This window comes from Sphingomonas faeni, from assembly GCF_040407495.1.
GTDB lineage: Bacteria > Pseudomonadota > Alphaproteobacteria > Sphingomonadales > Sphingomonadaceae > Sphingomonas > Sphingomonas faeni_D.
Genome location: NZ_JAPZPP010000003.1, coordinates 62,148 through 79,631, shown reverse-complemented (window position 1 = coordinate 79,631; position 17,484 = coordinate 62,148). Strand labels below are relative to the sequence as shown.

The window sequence follows — 17,484 nt, the reverse complement described above, 5'->3', positions numbered from 1 at the left end:
GCAATCAGAACGGCACGTCGTCGTCGAGATCGTCCGAGAAGCCGCCGGTCTGGCCGAAGCTGCCGCCGCGTGCGCCACCACCCGAAGGCGCGCTGCCACCACGACCACCGCCGCCGCCGCCGTAACCGCCGCCGCCACCCGACGAACCACCGCCGAAGTCGTTGCCGCCACCGCCGCCGGCCCAGTCGTCGCCACCGCCGCGGCTACCACCGCCGCCGCCTGCACCACCGCCAGCGCCGCCATTCGGGCCGTCGAGCATCGTCAGCACGCTGTTGAAGCCCTGCAGCACGATCTCGGTCGAATACTTGTCCTGGCCCTGCGCGTCCTGCCACTTCCGGGTCTGGAGCGCGCCCTCGATATAGACCTTCGAGCCCTTGCGGAGATACTTCTCGGCGACGTTCGCGAGACCTTCGTTGAAGATCGCGACCGAATGCCATTCGGTCTTTTCCTTGCGCTCGCCCGACATCTTGTCCTTCCAGGACTCCGATGTCGCAATGCGCAGGTTGACGACCTTGCCGCCGTTCTGGAACGCCTTGCTCTCCGGGTCGCGACCCAGATTGCCGACGATGATGACCTTGTTGACGCTGCCTGCCATGATGCCCCTCAGAGGCCGGCGAACACCGCCAGCCAATATGTGATTCCGGCCATGATGTAGGCGGCGGCGAACAAATAGCCAACCATGAACGCCGGCCATTTCCAGCCATTGGTCTCGCGACGGGTGACGGCGATCGTCGAAATGCACTGCGGCGCGAACACGAACCACATCAGGAAGGCGAGCGCGGTCGGCAGGCTCCAGCGGCCGCGGAGGTTCTCGATCATCGCCTTGCCGCCCTGGTTGCTGGCGGGATCGTCGATCGCATAGACCGTGCCGATCGCGGCAACGGCGACTTCGCGCGCGGCCATCGCCGGGATCAGCGCCAGGACGATGTCGCGGTTGAAGCCGATCGGTGCGAAGATCGGCGCGATGCCGTTGGCGATGCGGCCGGCGACCGAATAATCGACCGCCGAGATCTTCGGCGCGCCCGCGGGCTGTTCGGGCGGCTTGGGAAAGCTCAGCAGCACCCACAGGATGATCGTCGAGGTGAGGATGATCCCGCCGGCGCGCTTCAGGAAGATCTGCGCGCGGCTCCACAGGCCGATGCCGACGTCGCGCCACTGCGGCCACTGGTATTTCGGCATCTCCATCATGAAGCCCGACGACACGCCCTTGGTCACCGTCCGGCGTAGCACGAGCGCGGCGACGAACGCGCCGACGATGCCCATCACGTACAGCCCGAGCATCACCAACCCCTGCAATCCGACGAACGGCAGCACCTGCGTATTCGGAATGAACGCGCCGATGATCAGCGTGTAGACCGGCAGGCGCGCCGAGCACGTCATCAGCGGCGCGATCAGGATCGTCGTCAGCCGGTCCTTCTCGTCGTCGATCGTCCGCGTCGCCATGATGCCGGGAATCGCGCAGGCGAAGCTCGACAGCAGCGGGATGAACGCGCGACCCGAAAGGCCGACGCTCGCCATGACGCGGTCCATGAGGAACGCCGCGCGGACCATGTAGCCGCTCGCCTCGAGCACGAGGATGAAGAGGAACAGGATGAGGATCTGCGGCAGGAACACGATCACCGCACCGACGCCCGCGATCACGCCGTCGACCAGCAGCGAGCGGAGCAGCGAATCGGGCAGTTCGGCGGTCAGGAACCCCTGCAACGCGGTGAAGCCCGCATCGATCGCGTCCATGAACGGCTGTGCCCAGCTGAACACCGCCTGGAACATCAGGAACATGATTGCGAGCAGCATGATCGGCCCGGCGACGGGGTGCAGCGCGACCGCGTCGAGCATGTGCGTCCAGCGGCGGACCTGCGTCTCGGAGACGGTCGCGGACGTTGCGATCTGGCGGGCGCGGCGCTGGAGCGTGACGATATCGTCCTGCACGCTGCCGTCGGATTTGCGGAGGCGCATCGGGCCGTTGACGACGATGCCGGACAGCGCCGCCTTCAACTCGTCGAGGCCACGCTTGCGCACCGCGACGGTCGGGATCACCGGCACGCCAAGTTCACGTTCGAGCACCTTGGGATCGAGCTTCAGCCCGTCGCGTTCGGCAAGATCGACCATGTTGAGCGCGACGACGACCGGCAGGCCGAGCGCGATCAGCTGGAGCGTGAAGCGCAGGTGGTTGTCGAGATTGGCAGCATCGACGACGACAACCAGCGCATCGGGGAGTCGTTCGCCGTCCTGCGTGCCGGTGACGACGTCGCGCGTGACTCGCTCGTCGGGGGATGAGGGTTCGAGGCTGTACGCGCCGGGCAGGTCGACCAGTTCGACCGGCCGCCCGTCGTCGAGCATCAGCCGACCGACTTTGCGCTCGACCGTGACGCCGGGATAATTGCCGACCTTCTGGCGCGCACCGGTGAGCGCGTTGAACAGCGCGCTCTTGCCGGCATTGGGATTGCCGACCAGCGCAACCAGCGGTGCTGCGTTCATTTTAGGGGATTATTCAGCCGCGGCAGGCATGGGAGAGACCTGGATCGCGCCGGCGACGGCACGACGGAGCGCGACGGTCATCCGGCCGATACGGCAGGCGATCGGACCTTGGCCCAGCGTCGCGCGGTGCAGGACCTCGACATCGACGCCCTCGTCGAAGCCCAGTTCGCGCAGGCGACGCGCCTCTGGCCCGGCGAGCCGCGCCCACTCGATTGCCGCAACAATCGCGTGCTGCTTGCGCGGCAGGGTTTCGAGACTGACGGAACGATCGGGGCGAGTGTCCATGATGCGAGTGATTATCAGTAACGCCCGGGGAAGGGAAGCCCTAACCGACGTTGGTCACGACCGTCTCGACGTCCCGTCATCCTGACGAAAGTCAGGATCCAGAGTTACAAAGCGCGTCGTTCCCGGCTCTGGATCCTGGGTCGAGCCCAGGATGACGGATCTTTGGCAGTCGCCCGCGCTAAATCCCTCAGGCGGTCGGATAGCGCAGGCGGCCGACGAATCGCGACAGGCTGAAACCATGTTCGGTACGCTTGAGGAATCCCGCCTTGGCCTTTTCGAACTGCATTATCCCGTCGATCCGCCGGTCAAGAAACGCGCGGGTGTCGGCGAGACTTTCGCTCTCGTCGTCGAGGAAGACCGTGATCGTCGACGCGTACACGCCGAGCAGGATCGTGCGCTTGGTGTAGTAATTATAGTCCGTCGCGACGTCGCCAGCGGCACGCCAGATCGTGTCGACCGTCCGCCAGCCGAGCCGTGTCGCCTTTGCGAGGTTCTGGGGGAGCGCGAGGATCGCCAGCGCGCGCCGCAGCGATTCGCGATCGATCGACGTCGCGTCCAGGCGGGCTTCGACCAGCGCGGTGATCTTCTCGCGGATCTTCATGAGTGCAAGCCGCTCGGGCGGCACCGCGGCCAGCATCACGTCATCAATATGCGCGAACCACGCGTCGATCATGTCGACCGGGCCGTCCTTGAATGCGAGCGCGGCGATGTCGGTGTCGATCCCCTCGGCTTGCGCGGCCATGTCGCGCGCGGCGTCGCTCCAGCCGTCGAACGCCGCGTTGGCAGCGATGCCGGGGGCGAGCTTTGCGCGGATTTCGTCGAGCGTAAGGTCCTGGGTCATACCGTCTCCTGCCGTTCAAAATCAGGCGTATCAAGCGCGTCTTCAAGGGGGACTTCGGGGGGAGGCCCGCGGCGGACGAGCACCAGCGCGATCGCCACCATCACGACGCCGACCAGATCCGCCGCGCCGAGCCGCTCGCCGTACACCAGCCAGCCGACCACGCCAGCGACCACCGGCTGGATGAGCAACGCGATCCCGATCACCAGCGGCGAGAAGCGGCCGAGCGCATAGATCATCAACCCCTGGCCGAGCACCTGGCTGCACAGAGCGAGCCCGATCAGCGGCCCCCAGTGCGTCGGCATCACCTGCTCGCCCATCGCCAGCGCGAACACCAGCAGCGGTACGATCCCCGCGAGCGTCGACAAAGTCAGCGCGGACAGCGGGGCCAACGTCGCCCGCGCCCGCGCCATCAGGATGAAATAGACCGTATAGAGCAGCCCCGCGAGGATGCAGAGCAGGTCGCCCACGAGGTTCTTCGCATCGAGCTGATACGAGCGCCCGAGCAACAGAGCAGCGCCCGTCGCCGCCAGTACCAGCGCCCAGCCCTGAGTCCGTGTCGGCCACGTCTTGGCGATCAGGAAGCCGTAGATCGGGAAGATCAGCGTCGCCGCGTTGCCGAACAGCGTCGCATTGGCGAGCGTCGTGCGCCGGATGCCGAGATGCCACGCACCGAGATCGGCCGCGAAGCACACGCCGCCGACGATCAGCCCGATCCACACGCCGCGGCTCAGCCGGGTCGGTCGCGCGCCTTGCTGGACCGCGAGGGCGATCAGGAACGGCACGGCCAGCGTGAGGCGCCAGAACCCTGCGGCTACCGGCCCGACCTCGGTCGCGCGCACGAACCACGGCCCGAATGCGAGTGCGACGTTCGCCACTACCAACGCCGCGAACGCGATCAGGCCCGGCGCAGCGACACTGTTCGCCTCCGTCGTCAAACCGTGCGCCGTATCGGGCACGCTAGATAATCTTTGCGGGTCGGGGCGATGCATGCCGCCCTGTAGCCTCCTATCTTCCGCCCGTCAGGCCAATAAGGAGCCCTCATGCCTAGCCTTTTCGATCCGATTACCCTTGGTGCCGTCGAAGCGCCGAACCGCATCATCATGGCGCCGCTCACGCGCGGGCGTGCCGACAGGGATGCGGTGCCGTCCGACATCATGGTCGACTATTACACGCAGCGTGCGAGCGCCGGCCTGATCATCTCGGAAGCCACCGGCATCAGCCGCGAAGGCCTCGGCTGGCCGTTCGCCCCGGGTCTGTGGACCGATGCGCAGGTCGCCGCCTGGAAGCCCGTCACCGACTCGGTTCATGCCGCTGGTGGCCGGATCGTCGCGCAGCTGTGGCACATGGGTCGCCAGGGCCATTCGTCGGTCTACGAGACGCAGCCCGTGTCGTCGTCGGCCACTGCGACCGAAGGCCAGGCGCACACGTTCGAAGGCAAGAAGGACTTCGAGGTCGCGCGTCCGCTCGAGACCAACGAGATTCCGCGCCTGCTGGCCGACTACGAGTTGGCAACGAAGAACGCGCTCGCAGCCGGCTTTGACGGCGTCCAGATTCACGCAGCCAATGGCTATCTGATCGACCAGTTCCTGCGCGACAACGCCAATTTCCGCACCGACGAATATGGTGGTTCGATCGAGAACCGCGTCCGCCTGCTGCGCGAAGTCGCCGAGCGCGTGATATCGGTCGCGGGTGCCGACCGCGTCAGCGTCCGCCTGTCGCCGAACGGCGATTCGCAGGGTGTCGACGACAGCAACCCCGAGGCGCTGTTCACCGCCGCTGCCAAGGCGCTGTCCGATCTCGGCATCGCGTTCCTCGAACTGCGCGAGCCCGGCCCCGACGGCACCTTCGGCAAGACCGACGTGCCGAAGCTCAGCCCGGCGATCCGCAAGGCGTTCAAGGGCGTACTGATTGTGAACTCGGACTATGACACGCTCGAGAAGGCGCAGGCCGAACTCGACAAGGGCGATGCCGATGCGATCAGCTTTGGCCGGCCGTTCATCGCCAACCCGGACCTGCCCGAGCGCCTGCGCGATGGTGCACCGCTCGCGAAGGACGATGCGAAGACGTGGTACAGCCAAGGCCCCGAGGGCTACATCGACTACCCTGCGCTCGAGACTGCCAACGCGTAAGCGGTGAAGGAGGCTGACGCTCGATCCTCCCCCGCCAGGGGGGGGGCAGGCGTCAGCCTGACGGAGGGGGAGGCACGCGCGAACCGGTCCGTGTCCTCCCCCTCCGTCATCTTCGGCGACACAGTGCGAGGCCGATCATGCTCCCAGCATGATCTTGGATTGCCGGGGGCAATCCAACCTCGCACTCCCTGGCGGGGGAGGATCACGAAGGGCTGCCTCTGGTCAACCGCGCCGCCATCGCTTAGCAGCGCGCTTCCGCGCTCTGGGTAGCGCACCGGTGACGACAGGATGTGTGATGACCGACGGCTGGCCGAGCGGCGGCAGGGGAACGGGGCCGCTCATGCCCGGCACCGCCGACCGTGCCGCGAAGCGGGCTGAGGAGCGTGCCAACGGTCGCGAGCAACGCGCGAGGGAACGGCTCGCGGCGTCCGAACAACGGTCCGAATCGCGCGCTGCCCAACGTGACCTGCAGTCCCAGGACCGCGAACGCGCCCGCGAAAGCCGGCGGATCGAGGAGGATCAGCGGATCAAGTCGCGGCTCGATGCACCGCCGACTAACGACGCCGAAGCGCTGAAAATCTCCAAGCGTCGTCGCTCGGGCGCGCTCGCGCGCAGCGGCGAGGAATCGAAGACCGACCGCGACACGCGCAGCTACAAGACGATCGTCGACATCGCGCGGATCCGCACGCTCGCCGATCGCGGCGCGTCGGTGGCGGGGCTTGCCGGCGCGTTCGGCATCACGATCGAAGAGGTCGAGGCGGCGTTGCTGGAAACGGCCCCACCGGAGAAGGCCGCGCAGGACTGACGCCGTCAGGCGCGGCGGTCGCCCGCAAGCCAAGCCTTCGCCTCGTCGATATCGAGGAACGTCCGGCAATTCTCGGCCTTCAGATAGCGTTCGGTCTGGAGCTTCGCCAGATGCGACGCGACCACTGCCGCGATCGGCGCCGACGTCACCTTGAGCGCCTTGGGCATCATCGCCTCCAGCGCATCGACGACCTTCAACGGCTGGATCGCCGCCTTGCGCAGGTCGGCCAGCACGACGAACCGGCCATGATACAATCGTGCCGCCGTACCTCGTGCGAGCAGTTCGGCGGAGAACGCCGCGGTCGTCGCAACCGACCAGAACCCCTCGGTGACGATGGTAAGCGTCTTGCTCGGGACGTCGAAAGCGATCGTGTACATGCTGATCTCCGTTAAGCTCAGCGTCTTAACGATATGCTGTCGTTCGCTTAGTCGGTTCCCGGCAGGTCGACATGAAGGCGCCGGAAGCGGGCCTCGACGAGACTGTACGCACCGAACAACGCGAGACCGATCCCGGTCAGCGCGAGCAGCCATTTGCCGCCGGGTTGCGATTGCAGCCGCTCCAGCGCCTCGGCCACGCCGCCCGCGTCGCTCGCATGCGCAGTCCAGGCGGCAAGTCCGAACAGTCCCGCGACGATCAGGAAGACGAGCGCGCGCGCGCCGTAGCCGATCCGGCCCATCGTGCAGACATAGCCGGGGGCAGGGCCATCGCCGCGCAGGTCGTGAATGAAATCGCCGCGCCACGCCTTCTGCGCCTGCTGGAACGCCGCGACGAGGATCCCGATCGCGACGGCGCCGACCAAGACGCGGCCGGCGGGCTGGTCGAGCAGCAACGCGGTCCAGTCGCGGGCGCTCTCGTCGCCGGGCGAGACGGCGATCTTGCCCTTGCCGAGATCAAGCGCCAGCCGCGTCGCGGTCCAGGCTAGGATGAGATGCGCGATCCCGCTGACGACATGGCCGATCCGCCTGAGGCTGCCCTTGGCATCGCGGGTAATCTGCTCCGGGTTCGCCGCGGCTTCGGTCAGCCGCCAGATCGCATAGCCGAGCAACCCCGCCGCGACGATCGCCAGCAGCACCGGGCCGAGCGGTCCGCCCGCCATCGAACCGATCGCGCCCTGGTTGTCGGCGATCTCGCCCCCGTGCAGCGCCGCATCGACCGCGAACCAGCCGACTAGGATGTAGACCACCCCGCGCGCGGCAAAGCCGAGCTTGGCGAGCAGCGTCGCATTCGCATCCGAAATCATGATCGCCCCTTTGTTACGGGAGCATAACGGCGCCGGGGTCGCGACGTTCCTGTGGGGGGCGGCGGGCTGGGGGCGAGATTAAGAACTGGGGGTGGTTTTCGATTTCGCCGGAGGTCTTACCGTTCTCGCCAATCAAGGGTGCAGACCTCGCGATCCTCCCCGCCAGGGGGGGCAGGTAATAGCCTGACGGAGGGGGAGGTCAGGGAGAACCGTCGCTGCGTGTCCTCCCCCTCCGTCGCCTACGGCACCACCTCCCCCTGGCGGGGGAGGATTGCAGGTTCAACGTTCGCGAGAGGACTGCGAGGGACAACGCCGAGTGCCACGCTCGCGGCGTGAACATCGGGAAGGGTGAGCCTATTTTGAGGGTTTGCCAGATGTGGGGCTCTCGAGTCTCGCGCCATTGAGCGTCTTGTCGATCCGAGCCTTCACCGCCGCTTCCGTCGCCTTCTCCGCGGCCGTCCGCCCGAACACCCGTCGGTTCTGATCCGCCCGCACCTCAGCCTCGGCCCTGGCACGCTGTTTCCGCACGAGCCGCAGGTTGATCACCTTACCCACGTGCGCCGCTCAAGCGATGAAGCGGTCCTTGAGCGCCAGCATCGCCAGCGCCGCGTTCGCTGCGCCGCCGCCCTTGTCGCCTTCGGTGGGCTTTGCGCGCGTGAGAGCCTGCGCCTCGTTCTCGGTGGTCAGGATGCCGTTGCCGATCGCCAGGCCGTCCATCGTCAGTTGCATGATCCCGCGTGCGCTCTCGCCCGCGACGATCTCGAAATGATAGGTTTCGCCGCGGATCACGACGCCCAGCGCGACATAGGCGTCGAACGTCTCGCTCTCCGCCGCCAGTGCGATCGCGCCGGGGACTTCGAGCGCGCCGGGCACGGTGATCGTCTCGTGGGTGTGGCCGGCGGCTTCGATCGCCGCCTTGGCGCCCTCGACGAGGAGGTCGTTCAGATGATCGTAGAACCGGGCTTCGACGATGAGGAGATGCGCCATCAGTTGCTCTTTTCCGTGTTCAGGGACGCGATCGGGCGCTCGCCGACGATCGACAGGCCGTAGCCGTCGAGGCCGACCAGCGTGTGATGCGTGTTGGTGATCAGCACCATGTCGTGGACGCCGAGCTCGGTCAGGATCATCGCGCCGACGCCGTAGTCGCGCAGTTCCTCCATGTCCGGGGTGATCTCCGCGCCCGCCTTCTTCATCACCGCCGAGGTGAAGGTGTTGCTGCGCGGACGGTTGATCACGACGATCACGCCCGCGCCCTCGTCCGCGATCATCTGCATCGAGCGCGCGAGAATCCGGCCGCGATCGCCCGATTCGCCGAAGATATCCGCGAACGGCGACAGTGCGTGCATGCGGACGAGCGTCGGCTTGGCAGGGTCGATCTTGCCCTTCACGAGCGCGACCTGCTCGGTGCCGGTCGCCTTGTTCCAGAACGTCAGTGCGCTCCAGTCGCCACCCCATTCGGAGGTGAACTTGGCTTCGGCGCGCTTCTCGACGAGGTGATCGTGGCGGCGGCGATAGGCGATCAGGTCGCGGATCGTGCCGATCTTGACGTTGTGGAACTGCGCGAAGGTGACGAGGTCGTCCATCCGCGCCATCGTGCCGTCCTCGTTCATGATCTCGCAGATCACGCCCGACGGGTTGAGCCCGGCGAGCCGCGCGACGTCGACCGCCGCCTCGGTATGGCCGGCGCGGATCAGCACGCCGCCGTCGCGGGCGACCAGCGGGAAGACGTGGCCGGGGGTGACGATGTCCGGCTTACCCTTGGTCGCATCGACCGCCACCGCGATGGTGCGCGCACGATCCGCTGCGGAGATACCCGTCGTGACGCCTTCGAGCGCCTCGATCGAGACGGTGAACGCGGTCTCGTGCCGGGTGCCGTTGTTGCGGCTCATCAGCTCGAGCCCGAGTTCTTCGGTCCGCTCCCTGGTCAGCGCGAGGCAGATCAGCCCGCGACCGAACTTCGCCATGAAGTTGATCTTCTCCGGCGTCGCCATCTGCGCGGGGATGACCAGATCGCCCTCGTTCTCGCGATCCTCGTCGTCGACCAGGATGAACATCCGGCCGTTGCGCGCCTCGTCGATGATCTCTTCGGGGCTGGAGAGGTAACCGTGCTTCAGACGGGCGAGTTCAGCTGGCTTTGACACGGTAATGCTCCATGCGTTGGAGATAGCGGGCGAGGACGTCGATCTCGATATTGACCGACTGCCCCATCTGGATCGTCCCGAGCGTGGTGACCGCCCAGGTATGCGGGATGATGTTGAGGCCGAATTCGACCTCTCCATCGATGTCTTTGACGCTGTTTACCGTGAGCGAGACGCCATCGACCGTTACCGAACCCTTGGGAGCGATGAATGGCGCGATGTCGGCGCCGGCGCGGATGGTGACGCGGTGCGAGCCGCCTTCCTCCGCGAGCGCGACGACTGTGCCGAGGCCGTCGACGTGGCCCGTGACGATATGGCCGCCGAGTTCGTCGCCGAGCTTCATCGCGCGTTCGAGGTTGAACTTGCGACCCTCGGTCCACTGATCCTTGGCGGTGCGACTGATCGTCTCGCCGGAGACGTCGACCGCGAACCAGTTGGGGCCTTTATCCACGACCGTCAGGCAGACGCCCGAGCAGGCGATCGACGCGCCGAGATCGACGGTGGCGGTATCATAGGCGGTGCTCACGACTACACGCGTATCGCCGGGCGATTCCACGGTTGTGACGGTGCCGATGTCGGTGACGATTCCGGTGAACATTATGCCTCGTTTCGTTCGCGCTCGTAGACCTCGAGCCGGTCGCTGCCAAGTTGCCGCGCATCGACGATCGCCCATCGTTGGTGTGCTTTGGCCAGGTTTGTGAGGCCGATGTCGCGGAGTGCGGGCTTGCCGTTGCCGATCAGGATCGGCGCACGGTAGAGGAGGATGCGGTCGACCAGGTCGGCCGCGAGGAACGCAGACGCTACGGCCGCGCCGCCTTCGACGAGGATCTGGTCGATATTGGGAAGGGTGGCGATGGCGGACGGGGAGGGGATGACGGTCCAGCCTGGCATGTCGTGGATGGTCGACGATAAAAGTACACGCTTTGGCGCACGGTCTTCCAAACCCGGCAACCGCACGTCGAGTTGCGGCGTATCGGCCTCATACGTCCCGCGACCGACGAGAATCACTTCGCGCCGACTCCGCTCCAGATGGGCATGCGCGCGTGCTTGCGGACCGGTGATCCAGCGACTCGACCCGTCGGCCATCGCGATGCAGCCGTCGAGCGACGTAGCAAGCTTCAGGGTGACGTGCGGGCGGTCGAGAGCTTGGCGGGTAAGAAAGCCGGCCATCGAACGGCGGGCCTCGTTCGCGCGAGCACCGCGCGTCACCGCGATGCCAGCGGCCTCCAGCCGGGCAAACCCTTGGCCTGCCGTTCGTGGGTCGGGGTCTTCGAGAGCGGCAACGACGCGCGCAACGCCTGCTTCGATCAGCAAGTCGCTGCATGCGGGCCCCCGCGGCGACCGATGCGCGCACGGTTCGAGTGTGACGTAGGCCGTGGCCCCTCGCGCTTTCGCACCAGCCTCAGCCAGCGCCATCGCCTCCGCATGCGGACGTCCGCCGAACTGCGTCCAGCCGCGCCCGACCACGCGGCCTTCGTGCAGGATCACGCAGCCGACATTGGGGTTAGGCGCGGTTCGCCCTCGGCCGCGCTCGGCTAGTGCCAGCGCGGTGCCCATCCAGCGGGTATCCGCCTGGGTCAGATGCCCATCGCCTTCAGCTTGTCGTCCAGCCGCTTGAACGAGGCGCGCTGTGCGTCCTCGCGCGCCTTCTGCTCGGCGAGCGCCTTGGCCTTGATCGGCGCGTCGATCTTCTGCTGCGCGATGATCTGCGCATCGGTGCGATCCGCGGGCCATTGCTCGACGTAGATGATCTTCGGGCGGTATTCCTTCTCGACGTACGAATCCTTCATGAACGCGTAGATCAGGAAGCTGGTGACGCAGAGCGCCGCCACGAGAAAGATGAGCTCGTACGGCCGGCGCTGGCTGAGGAAGAGCCGCAGGTCGCGATAGGCGACGATCGGCGTGAAACGACTGAAAAAGCCCATGCGCGCCAAGATAGGGGGGCGGAGCCGGCTAGGCCAGCCCCGCGCCTCGCAAGCTTCAGTTCTGGAGCACGAACGTCAGCGCCATCGATCGCCACGCCTCGACCGGAACGCCGTCGCGGGTCGCGGGCTTAAACCGCCACTTCGCCAGCGCGCGGTCCAGCGTCGCGCGGTAGAACGCGTCGGTGGTCGCACTGACCCGCTCGACCTGTTTCACGCGGCCATCGGTGCCGACCAGCACGCGGACCACGACCTTGCCCTCGCGTTCGGCGCGGCGTTCCTCGGACGGGTAACTCGGCTGGAGATCGGCAGCGTAGCGCGGGTCGATGCCGGGCTGGACGAACAGCGGCGGCAGTTTCGGCGGATCGACCGCGACGGTGCCGGTGCCCGTGCCTTCGACTCCGATCGGCGGCGTGTAGGGGAGCGGATCGGGCGCGACCGTGAAGCCGTCGGTTTGCGGTATCTGCACTACCGTATCCGGCGCGTCGGGACGCGAGGCGGGGCGCGGTTGCTGGCGAACCAGCGGATCGGCGGGCGGCACCGGCTCGGGCGGCGGCGGCGGGGTGTACGGTACATAAGTGATGAGTGGTTTGTCGGGCACGAACGGCAGCACGTTAGGCGCTGCGAAGAACAAGGCTCCGATGACCGCGCTATTGATTGCCAGCGCGACGCCGAGGCTCCCGGGATTGAATCCGCCCGTCCGGTTCAGTCGATCCGCGTACATTACCGTCTCCTTCGCTTCTCCTCGAGGATGGCGGCGAGATAGGTACCGCCGGTTGGGATGGTACATCATTACATTTTGGGGGCAAGGGGAGATAGGTGGGGGAATGTGGTGGGCGCTATTGCATCGGCAGGCGATCGGTGCCGGTTGCGTTCGCGATTTGACTGATCGTCGGAATGGTTCGGCGCACTAATCCGACCGGTTAGGCAGCATGCGCGCCCCAACGCCGCCACCCCGGCGGAGGCCGGGGCCCAGTTGGGTTACGTTGCTAACTGAAGCCGGCGCTTCGTCACTGCGGCCTTTCCAACTGGGGCCCGACCTTCGCCGGGGTGGTGGTGAAAGGGAAGGGCGGTGCTTTTTTCGAGCGGGCAAAGTGGACACCAGCGAAGTATAGTCTGTAACTATCGGATCGGCCGCAGCCCGCCCTTCCTTGTTCTCCCGCGAAGGCGGGAGCCCAGGCTGGACTCCCGCCTTCGCGGGAGAACAAGCTTTCTGAAAGACCGGACTTGCGGGGACGCTCGATCAGCGCGCCGCCAACCGCTCCAAAGCCCGCTCCCGCCCGATCAGCGGCAGCAGCGCCGCCATGTCCGGTCCATGATCGCGACCCGTCAGCGCACGCCGCATCGGCAGGAACAATGCCTTCCCTTTGCGCCCCGTCTCCGCCTTCAACCGAGCCGTCAGCGCGTGCCAGGGATCGCTCGACCAGTCGATCTCCCCAGCCGCCGCCAGCGCCTGGTCGAGATACGCCGCATCGACGTCACCCTCGACCGCGACCGGCCCCTCGATCACGCCCCACCAGTCCGCTGCATCCGCCAGCGTCACGAGGTTCGGCCGCACCGCCTCCCAAGCCGCCACATCCATGCCCTTGGGCAACCGCTCGGCCACCGCCTCGAACGGCAGCGCATGCAGGATTCGCGCGTTCAATGCCGCCAGTTCGGCCTCGTCGAACCGCGCCGGCGCGCGCCCGAACCGGGCAAAGTCGAACCCCGCGATCAGCGGCGCCGCGTCGGCGATCGGCTCGACCGGGTCGCTTGTCCCGATCCGCGCGAGCAGCGCACGCACCGCCTGCGGCTCGATCCCGACCTCGCGGAAATGATCGACGCCGAGCGAGCCGAGCCGCTTCGACAGCTTGCCCTCCGCTCCCGTCAGCAACGCCTCATGCGCGAACCGCGGCGGCGTCACGCCAAGTGCGGCGAACATCTGCAACTGGAGCGCGGTGTTCGAGACGTGATCCTCGCCGCGCACCACATGAGTCACGCCCATCGCGGCATCGTCGATCGCCGACGGCAGCATATACAGCCACGACCCATCCGCGCGCCGGATCACGGGATCGCTCATCGTCTTAGCCTCGAACTGCGCCGCGCCGCGGATCAGGTCGTCCCACGCGATCGCCGAGTCGTGATCGAGCTTGAACCGCCAATGTGGGCGCACACCGTCCGCTTCGAGCTTCGTCCGCGCATCGTCGTCGAGCGCCAGTGCGGCACGATCATAGATCGGCGGCAATCCGCGTCCGGCCTGGATCTTCCGCTTCAGATCGAGTTCCTGCGACGTCTCGTACGCGGGATACACGTGTCCGCTCGCGACCAGCGCCGCGAACCGCGCCTCGTACAAAGCGAACCGTGCCGACTGCCGCTCCTCCGCATCCGGCGTCAGCCCGAGCCAGTCGAGATCGGCGCGGATCGCGTCGACGAACCGCTCTTCGCTGCGTTCGGGATCGGTATCGTCGACCCTGAGCACGAACTTGCCCCCGTTCGCGCGCGCGAACATCCAGTTGTGGAGCGCGGTGCGGATGTTGCCGACATGCAGCCGGCCGGTGGGCGAGGGGGCGAAACGGGTGATCACGGTCATCTCGCCGCTCTAGTGGGAGTGCGTCGGCGGGCAAACCCTTCCACCACACGATTCGTACGCCTAAGGGGTGCGCGTGATCGAGCGGGGAAGACTTTCATGAAACTGATGACCGGCAATTCGAACCTGCCTCTCGCGCAGGAAATCGCCGCCTATCTCGAAACGCCGCTGACCGATGTCAGCGTGCGGCGGTTTGCGGACGAGGAGGTCTTCGTCGAGATCAACGAGAACGTTCGCGGCGAAGACGTGTTCGTGATCCAGTCGACCGGCTACCCGGCCAACGACAATCTGATGGAATTGCTGATCATGATCGACGCGCTTAAGCGTGCGTCGGCGCGGCGGATCACCGCGGTGATCCCGTACATGGGCTACGCGCGGCAGGACCGGAAGCCCGGCCCGCGCACGCCGATCTCGGCCAAGCTCGTCGCCAACCTGATCACCGTCGCGGGCGCCAACCGCGTGCTGTCGGTCGACCTGCATGCCGGGCAGATCCAGGGCTTCTTCGATATCCCGACCGACAATCTTTACGCGGCGCCGGTGATGTCTGCGGACATCCTTGCACGGTTCAAGGGCAAGAATCTGATGGTCGTGTCGCCGGACGTCGGCGGCGTGGTCCGTGCCCGCGTGCTCGCCAAGCGACTCGACAACGCCCCGCTCGCGATCGTCGACAAGCGCCGCGAGCGCGCGGGCGAGTCGGAGGTGATGAACATCATCGGCGAAGTCGAAGGACGCTTCTGCATCCTGATCGACGATATCGTCGATTCGGCGGGGACGCTGTGCAACGCCGCGGCGGCGCTGATGGAAGCTGGCGCGGAGGGCGTGGTCGCCTATGTCACGCACGGTGTGTTGTCGGGTGGCGCGGTCGCGCGAGTTGAGGGCTCGGAACTGCGCGAGCTGGTCATCACCGATTCGATCGGCAACCACGACGTGATCAAGGGCGCGCACGGCAAGATCCGACACCTCCAGATCGCGCCGTTGCTTGGCGAGGCGATCAAGCGGATTGCGGATGAGACGTCTGTGTCGAGTCTGTTCGACTGAGAAGATAATTTGTTTCCCCGCGAAGGCGGGGACCCAGACTGGGCTCCCGCCTTCGCGGGAGAACCAGAAAGTGGGAGCGACGCTCTGATCAGCGCTGCGACAACGCCACAATATGCTCGAACACCGCCGGATGCAGCGGTTTTGCGAATGCACAACCGTATTTGAACTTGTCGCGCCACGCGACCACCGCTTCGAGCGCGGCCAGCCCAGGCAGTGTCAGCCACACCACCGTACCCGGCCACAACGTAAAGCTCGTCTCCGCCCGAAAGCCCGAAAGCGACAAATCCGTCACCTCGATCTCGAAGCGCGTCTGGCCCCGATCGCGCAGGTGCGCGCGCATCTTGACGGCCTTGCGTAGTGCCTGACGGAGCTCCTCGCCGGTCGGTTCGGCTGGGGGAATGGGGACGGGCTGTGTCATGGTCGGAACACTGCTCCTCAAGTGGTTACCAATCTCCAAACGCCTTGCGATTCGACTGCGGGAAGTTTGGTGCGTGACTGAACCAACGCATCACCGGCGCCTACTGGTACGCGCGGACCACAATAAAGGGGGGCCGATCTCCGTAGTCGCTACTTGAAGGCGGCAGAGCCGACGGGGACGGGAATTGCCTCAAAAAAAGTAATTATCCATCGCAAAAACTGGCTAATGATAACGACACGCAACTGCAAATGCCTTAAGGGTGGATTTGCAGCCCGCCCTGTGCTTTACGCCCAACCAATTCCCGAGTTTCCTAAAAATTGCGTGGAGCCTTCCCGATGAACATCCATGAATACCAGGCCAAGGAACTGCTGGCCAAGTTCGGCGTCCCCGTGCCTGCCGGTTTCGCGGCACTGACCGTCGAGGAGGCCGTCGAGGCCTCGAAGAAGCTTCCCGGACCGCTTTATGTCGTCAAGGCGCAGATCCACGCCGGCGGCCGCGGCAAGGGCAAGTTCGTCGAGCTCGGCCCCGATGCCAAGGGCGGCGTGCGCCTCGCCAAGACCGAGGACGAGGTTCGCGCAGCAGCGACCGACATGCTCGGCAACACGCTCGTCACCATCCAGACGGGCGACGCGGGCAAGCAGGTCAATCGCCTGTACGTCACCGACGGCGTCGACATCGACAAGGAATTCTACCTCGCGCTGACGCTCAACCGCACCACCGGCCGCGTAATGATGGTGGTCTCGACCGAAGGCGGCATGGACATCGAGGCGGTCGCACACGACACCCCCGAGAAGATCCAGTCGATCGACATCGACCAGGCGACCGGCTTCATGCCGCATCACGGCCGTGCCGTTGCTGCCGCGCTGAAGCTGACCGGCGATCTCGCCAAGCAGGCCGCGAACACCGCGTCGAAGCTGTATGACGCGTTCATGGGCACCGATGCCGAGCAGATCGAGATCAACCCGCTCGCGGTCACCAACGACGGCAAGCTGATGGTGCTCGACGCGAAGGTCGCGTTCGACGGCAACGCGCTGTTCCGCCACAAGGACCTGCTCGAACTGCGCGACGAGACCGAGGAAGATCCTGCCGAGCTCGAGGCGTCGAAGTACGACCTCGCCTACATCAAGCTCGATGGCGACATCGGCTGCATGGTCAACGGCGCCGGCCTCGCGATGGCGACGATGGACATCATCAAGCTGAACGGCATGTTCCCGGCCAACTTCCTCGACGTCGGCGGCGGCGCCAACAAGGAGAAGGTGACGGCGGCGTTCAAGATCATCCTCGCGGATCCGAACGTGAAGGGCATCCTCGTCAACATCTTCGGCGGCATCATGAAGTGCGACATCATCGCCGACGGCATCGTCGCCGCGGCGAAGGAAGTGAACCTCTCGGTACCGCTCGTCGTCCGCCTCGAGGGCACGAATGTCGAGAAGGGCAAGGAGATCCTCGCGAACTCCGGCCTCGCGATCGTCCCGGCGAACGACCTTGGCGATGCGGCCAAGAAGATCGTCGCAGAGGTGCAGAAGGTCGCGGCCTAACCGCTACCAACTGCATACTGATTGTGCGAAATTGGGGCTCGGACGGAAACGTCCGGGCCCTTTTTCGTTGGTATCACGACTGGTCG

General features: G+C 66.1%; 20 protein-coding genes. 4 read left to right on the top strand and 16 right to left on the bottom strand.

What is annotated here, in order from left to right:
• Window positions 1-4: 4 nt before the first annotated feature.
• From ssb to O6W96_RS10260, 5 genes are all read right to left on the bottom strand, one after another.
• The gene (gene ssb / locus O6W96_RS10280) at window positions 5-595 is read right to left on the bottom strand and encodes a single-stranded DNA-binding protein (protein WP_353469462.1); all 591 of its coding nucleotides are present in this window, start codon (window positions 593-595) and stop codon (window positions 5-7) included.
• A gap of 8 nt (window positions 596-603) precedes the next feature.
• Window positions 604-2,478, bottom strand: a complete 1,875-nt coding sequence (feoB, locus tag O6W96_RS10275) for a ferrous iron transporter B (protein ID WP_353469461.1) — start codon at window positions 2,476-2,478, stop codon at window positions 604-606.
• Window positions 2,479-2,487: 9 nt separating this feature from the next.
• Entirely contained in the window at window positions 2,488-2,763 is a 276-nt protein-coding gene (locus tag O6W96_RS10270; RefSeq protein ID WP_055874807.1) for a FeoA family protein, read from the bottom strand.
• 187 nt (window positions 2,764-2,950) lie between these two features.
• Window positions 2,951-3,604, bottom strand: coding sequence for a COQ9 family protein (locus tag O6W96_RS10265; RefSeq protein WP_353469460.1), 654 nt, complete (start codon window positions 3,602-3,604; stop codon window positions 2,951-2,953).
• The gene (locus O6W96_RS10260) at window positions 3,601-4,593 is read right to left on the bottom strand and encodes a DMT family transporter (protein WP_435372213.1); all 993 of its coding nucleotides are present in this window, start codon (window positions 4,591-4,593) and stop codon (window positions 3,601-3,603) included. The genes O6W96_RS10265 and O6W96_RS10260 overlap by 4 nt, the downstream gene beginning before the upstream one ends.
• A gap of 51 nt (window positions 4,594-4,644) precedes the next feature.
• Here O6W96_RS10260 and O6W96_RS10255 point away from each other — a divergent pair, with 51 nt between their 5' ends.
• Together O6W96_RS10255 and O6W96_RS10250 are read left to right on the top strand one after the other, a co-directional pair.
• Complete coding sequence (locus tag O6W96_RS10255; RefSeq protein ID WP_353469458.1) at window positions 4,645-5,733, top strand: alkene reductase; 1,089 nt, start codon at window positions 4,645-4,647, stop codon at window positions 5,731-5,733.
• 295 nt (window positions 5,734-6,028) lie between these two features.
• Window positions 6,029-6,538 carry a hypothetical protein gene (locus O6W96_RS10250; protein ID WP_353469457.1) on the top strand — a complete coding sequence of 170 codons (510 nt, stop codon included), beginning with the start codon at window positions 6,029-6,031 and terminating at the stop codon, window positions 6,536-6,538.
• Between the two features lie 5 nt (window positions 6,539-6,543).
• Here the strand turns inward: O6W96_RS10250 and O6W96_RS10245 are convergent, their stop codons facing one another.
• From O6W96_RS10245 to gltX, 10 genes are all read right to left on the bottom strand, one after another.
• The gene (locus O6W96_RS10245; RefSeq protein WP_353469456.1) at window positions 6,544-6,915 is read right to left on the bottom strand and encodes a hypothetical protein; all 372 of its coding nucleotides are present in this window, start codon (window positions 6,913-6,915) and stop codon (window positions 6,544-6,546) included.
• 47 nt (window positions 6,916-6,962) lie between these two features.
• Complete coding sequence (locus tag O6W96_RS10240) at window positions 6,963-7,778, bottom strand: DUF1206 domain-containing protein (protein WP_353469455.1); 816 nt, start codon at window positions 7,776-7,778, stop codon at window positions 6,963-6,965.
• Window positions 7,779-8,132: 354 nt separating this feature from the next.
• Window positions 8,133-8,333 (bottom strand): DUF4169 family protein, encoded by a 201-nt coding sequence (locus tag O6W96_RS10235; RefSeq protein WP_353469454.1) that lies wholly within the window; start codon window positions 8,331-8,333, stop codon window positions 8,133-8,135.
• Window positions 8,334-8,342: 9 nt separating this feature from the next.
• A complete protein-coding gene (ribH, locus tag O6W96_RS10230) occupies window positions 8,343-8,765 on the bottom strand; it encodes a 6,7-dimethyl-8-ribityllumazine synthase (RefSeq protein WP_056053704.1) in 423 nt (140 codons plus the stop codon).
• Window positions 8,765-9,919 carry a 3,4-dihydroxy-2-butanone-4-phosphate synthase gene (ribB, locus tag O6W96_RS10225; protein WP_136188794.1) on the bottom strand — a complete coding sequence of 385 codons (1,155 nt, stop codon included), beginning with the start codon at window positions 9,917-9,919 and terminating at the stop codon, window positions 8,765-8,767. Before ribB ends, ribH begins: the two co-directional genes overlap by 1 nt.
• A complete protein-coding gene (locus tag O6W96_RS10220) occupies window positions 9,903-10,514 on the bottom strand; it encodes a riboflavin synthase (protein WP_353469453.1) in 612 nt (203 codons plus the stop codon). Before O6W96_RS10220 ends, ribB begins: the two co-directional genes overlap by 17 nt.
• Entirely contained in the window at window positions 10,514-11,497 is a 984-nt protein-coding gene (ribD, locus tag O6W96_RS10215) for a bifunctional diaminohydroxyphosphoribosylaminopyrimidine deaminase/5-amino-6-(5-phosphoribosylamino)uracil reductase RibD (protein WP_353469960.1), read from the bottom strand. Before ribD ends, O6W96_RS10220 begins: the two co-directional genes overlap by 1 nt.
• Window positions 11,494-11,841, bottom strand: coding sequence for a hypothetical protein (locus O6W96_RS10210; protein WP_056053696.1), 348 nt, complete (start codon window positions 11,839-11,841; stop codon window positions 11,494-11,496). Before O6W96_RS10210 ends, ribD begins: the two co-directional genes overlap by 4 nt.
• 55 nt (window positions 11,842-11,896) lie before the next feature.
• The gene (locus tag O6W96_RS10205) at window positions 11,897-12,562 is read right to left on the bottom strand and encodes an energy transducer TonB (protein WP_353469452.1); all 666 of its coding nucleotides are present in this window, start codon (window positions 12,560-12,562) and stop codon (window positions 11,897-11,899) included.
• A 519-nt stretch (window positions 12,563-13,081) separates the two neighbouring features.
• Window positions 13,082-14,407: a glutamate--tRNA ligase gene (gene gltX, locus O6W96_RS10200; RefSeq protein WP_353469451.1), complete on the bottom strand. Its 1,326-nt coding sequence runs from the start codon at window positions 14,405-14,407 to the stop codon at window positions 13,082-13,084.
• A gap of 96 nt (window positions 14,408-14,503) precedes the next feature.
• On the opposite strand from gltX, the gene O6W96_RS10195 reads away from it, so the two are divergent.
• A complete protein-coding gene (locus O6W96_RS10195; protein WP_353443058.1) occupies window positions 14,504-15,442 on the top strand; it encodes a ribose-phosphate pyrophosphokinase in 939 nt (312 codons plus the stop codon).
• An 88-nt stretch (window positions 15,443-15,530) separates the two neighbouring features.
• On the opposite strand, the gene O6W96_RS10190 is transcribed toward O6W96_RS10195, so the two are convergent.
• A complete protein-coding gene (locus tag O6W96_RS10190; RefSeq protein WP_056064110.1) occupies window positions 15,531-15,860 on the bottom strand; it encodes a PilZ domain-containing protein in 330 nt (109 codons plus the stop codon).
• 335 nt (window positions 15,861-16,195) lie between these two features.
• Here O6W96_RS10190 and sucC point away from each other — a divergent pair, with 335 nt between their 5' ends.
• A complete protein-coding gene (sucC, locus tag O6W96_RS10185) occupies window positions 16,196-17,398 on the top strand; it encodes an ADP-forming succinate--CoA ligase subunit beta (RefSeq protein ID WP_056053980.1) in 1,203 nt (400 codons plus the stop codon).
• Window positions 17,399-17,484: the final 86 nt, after the last annotated feature.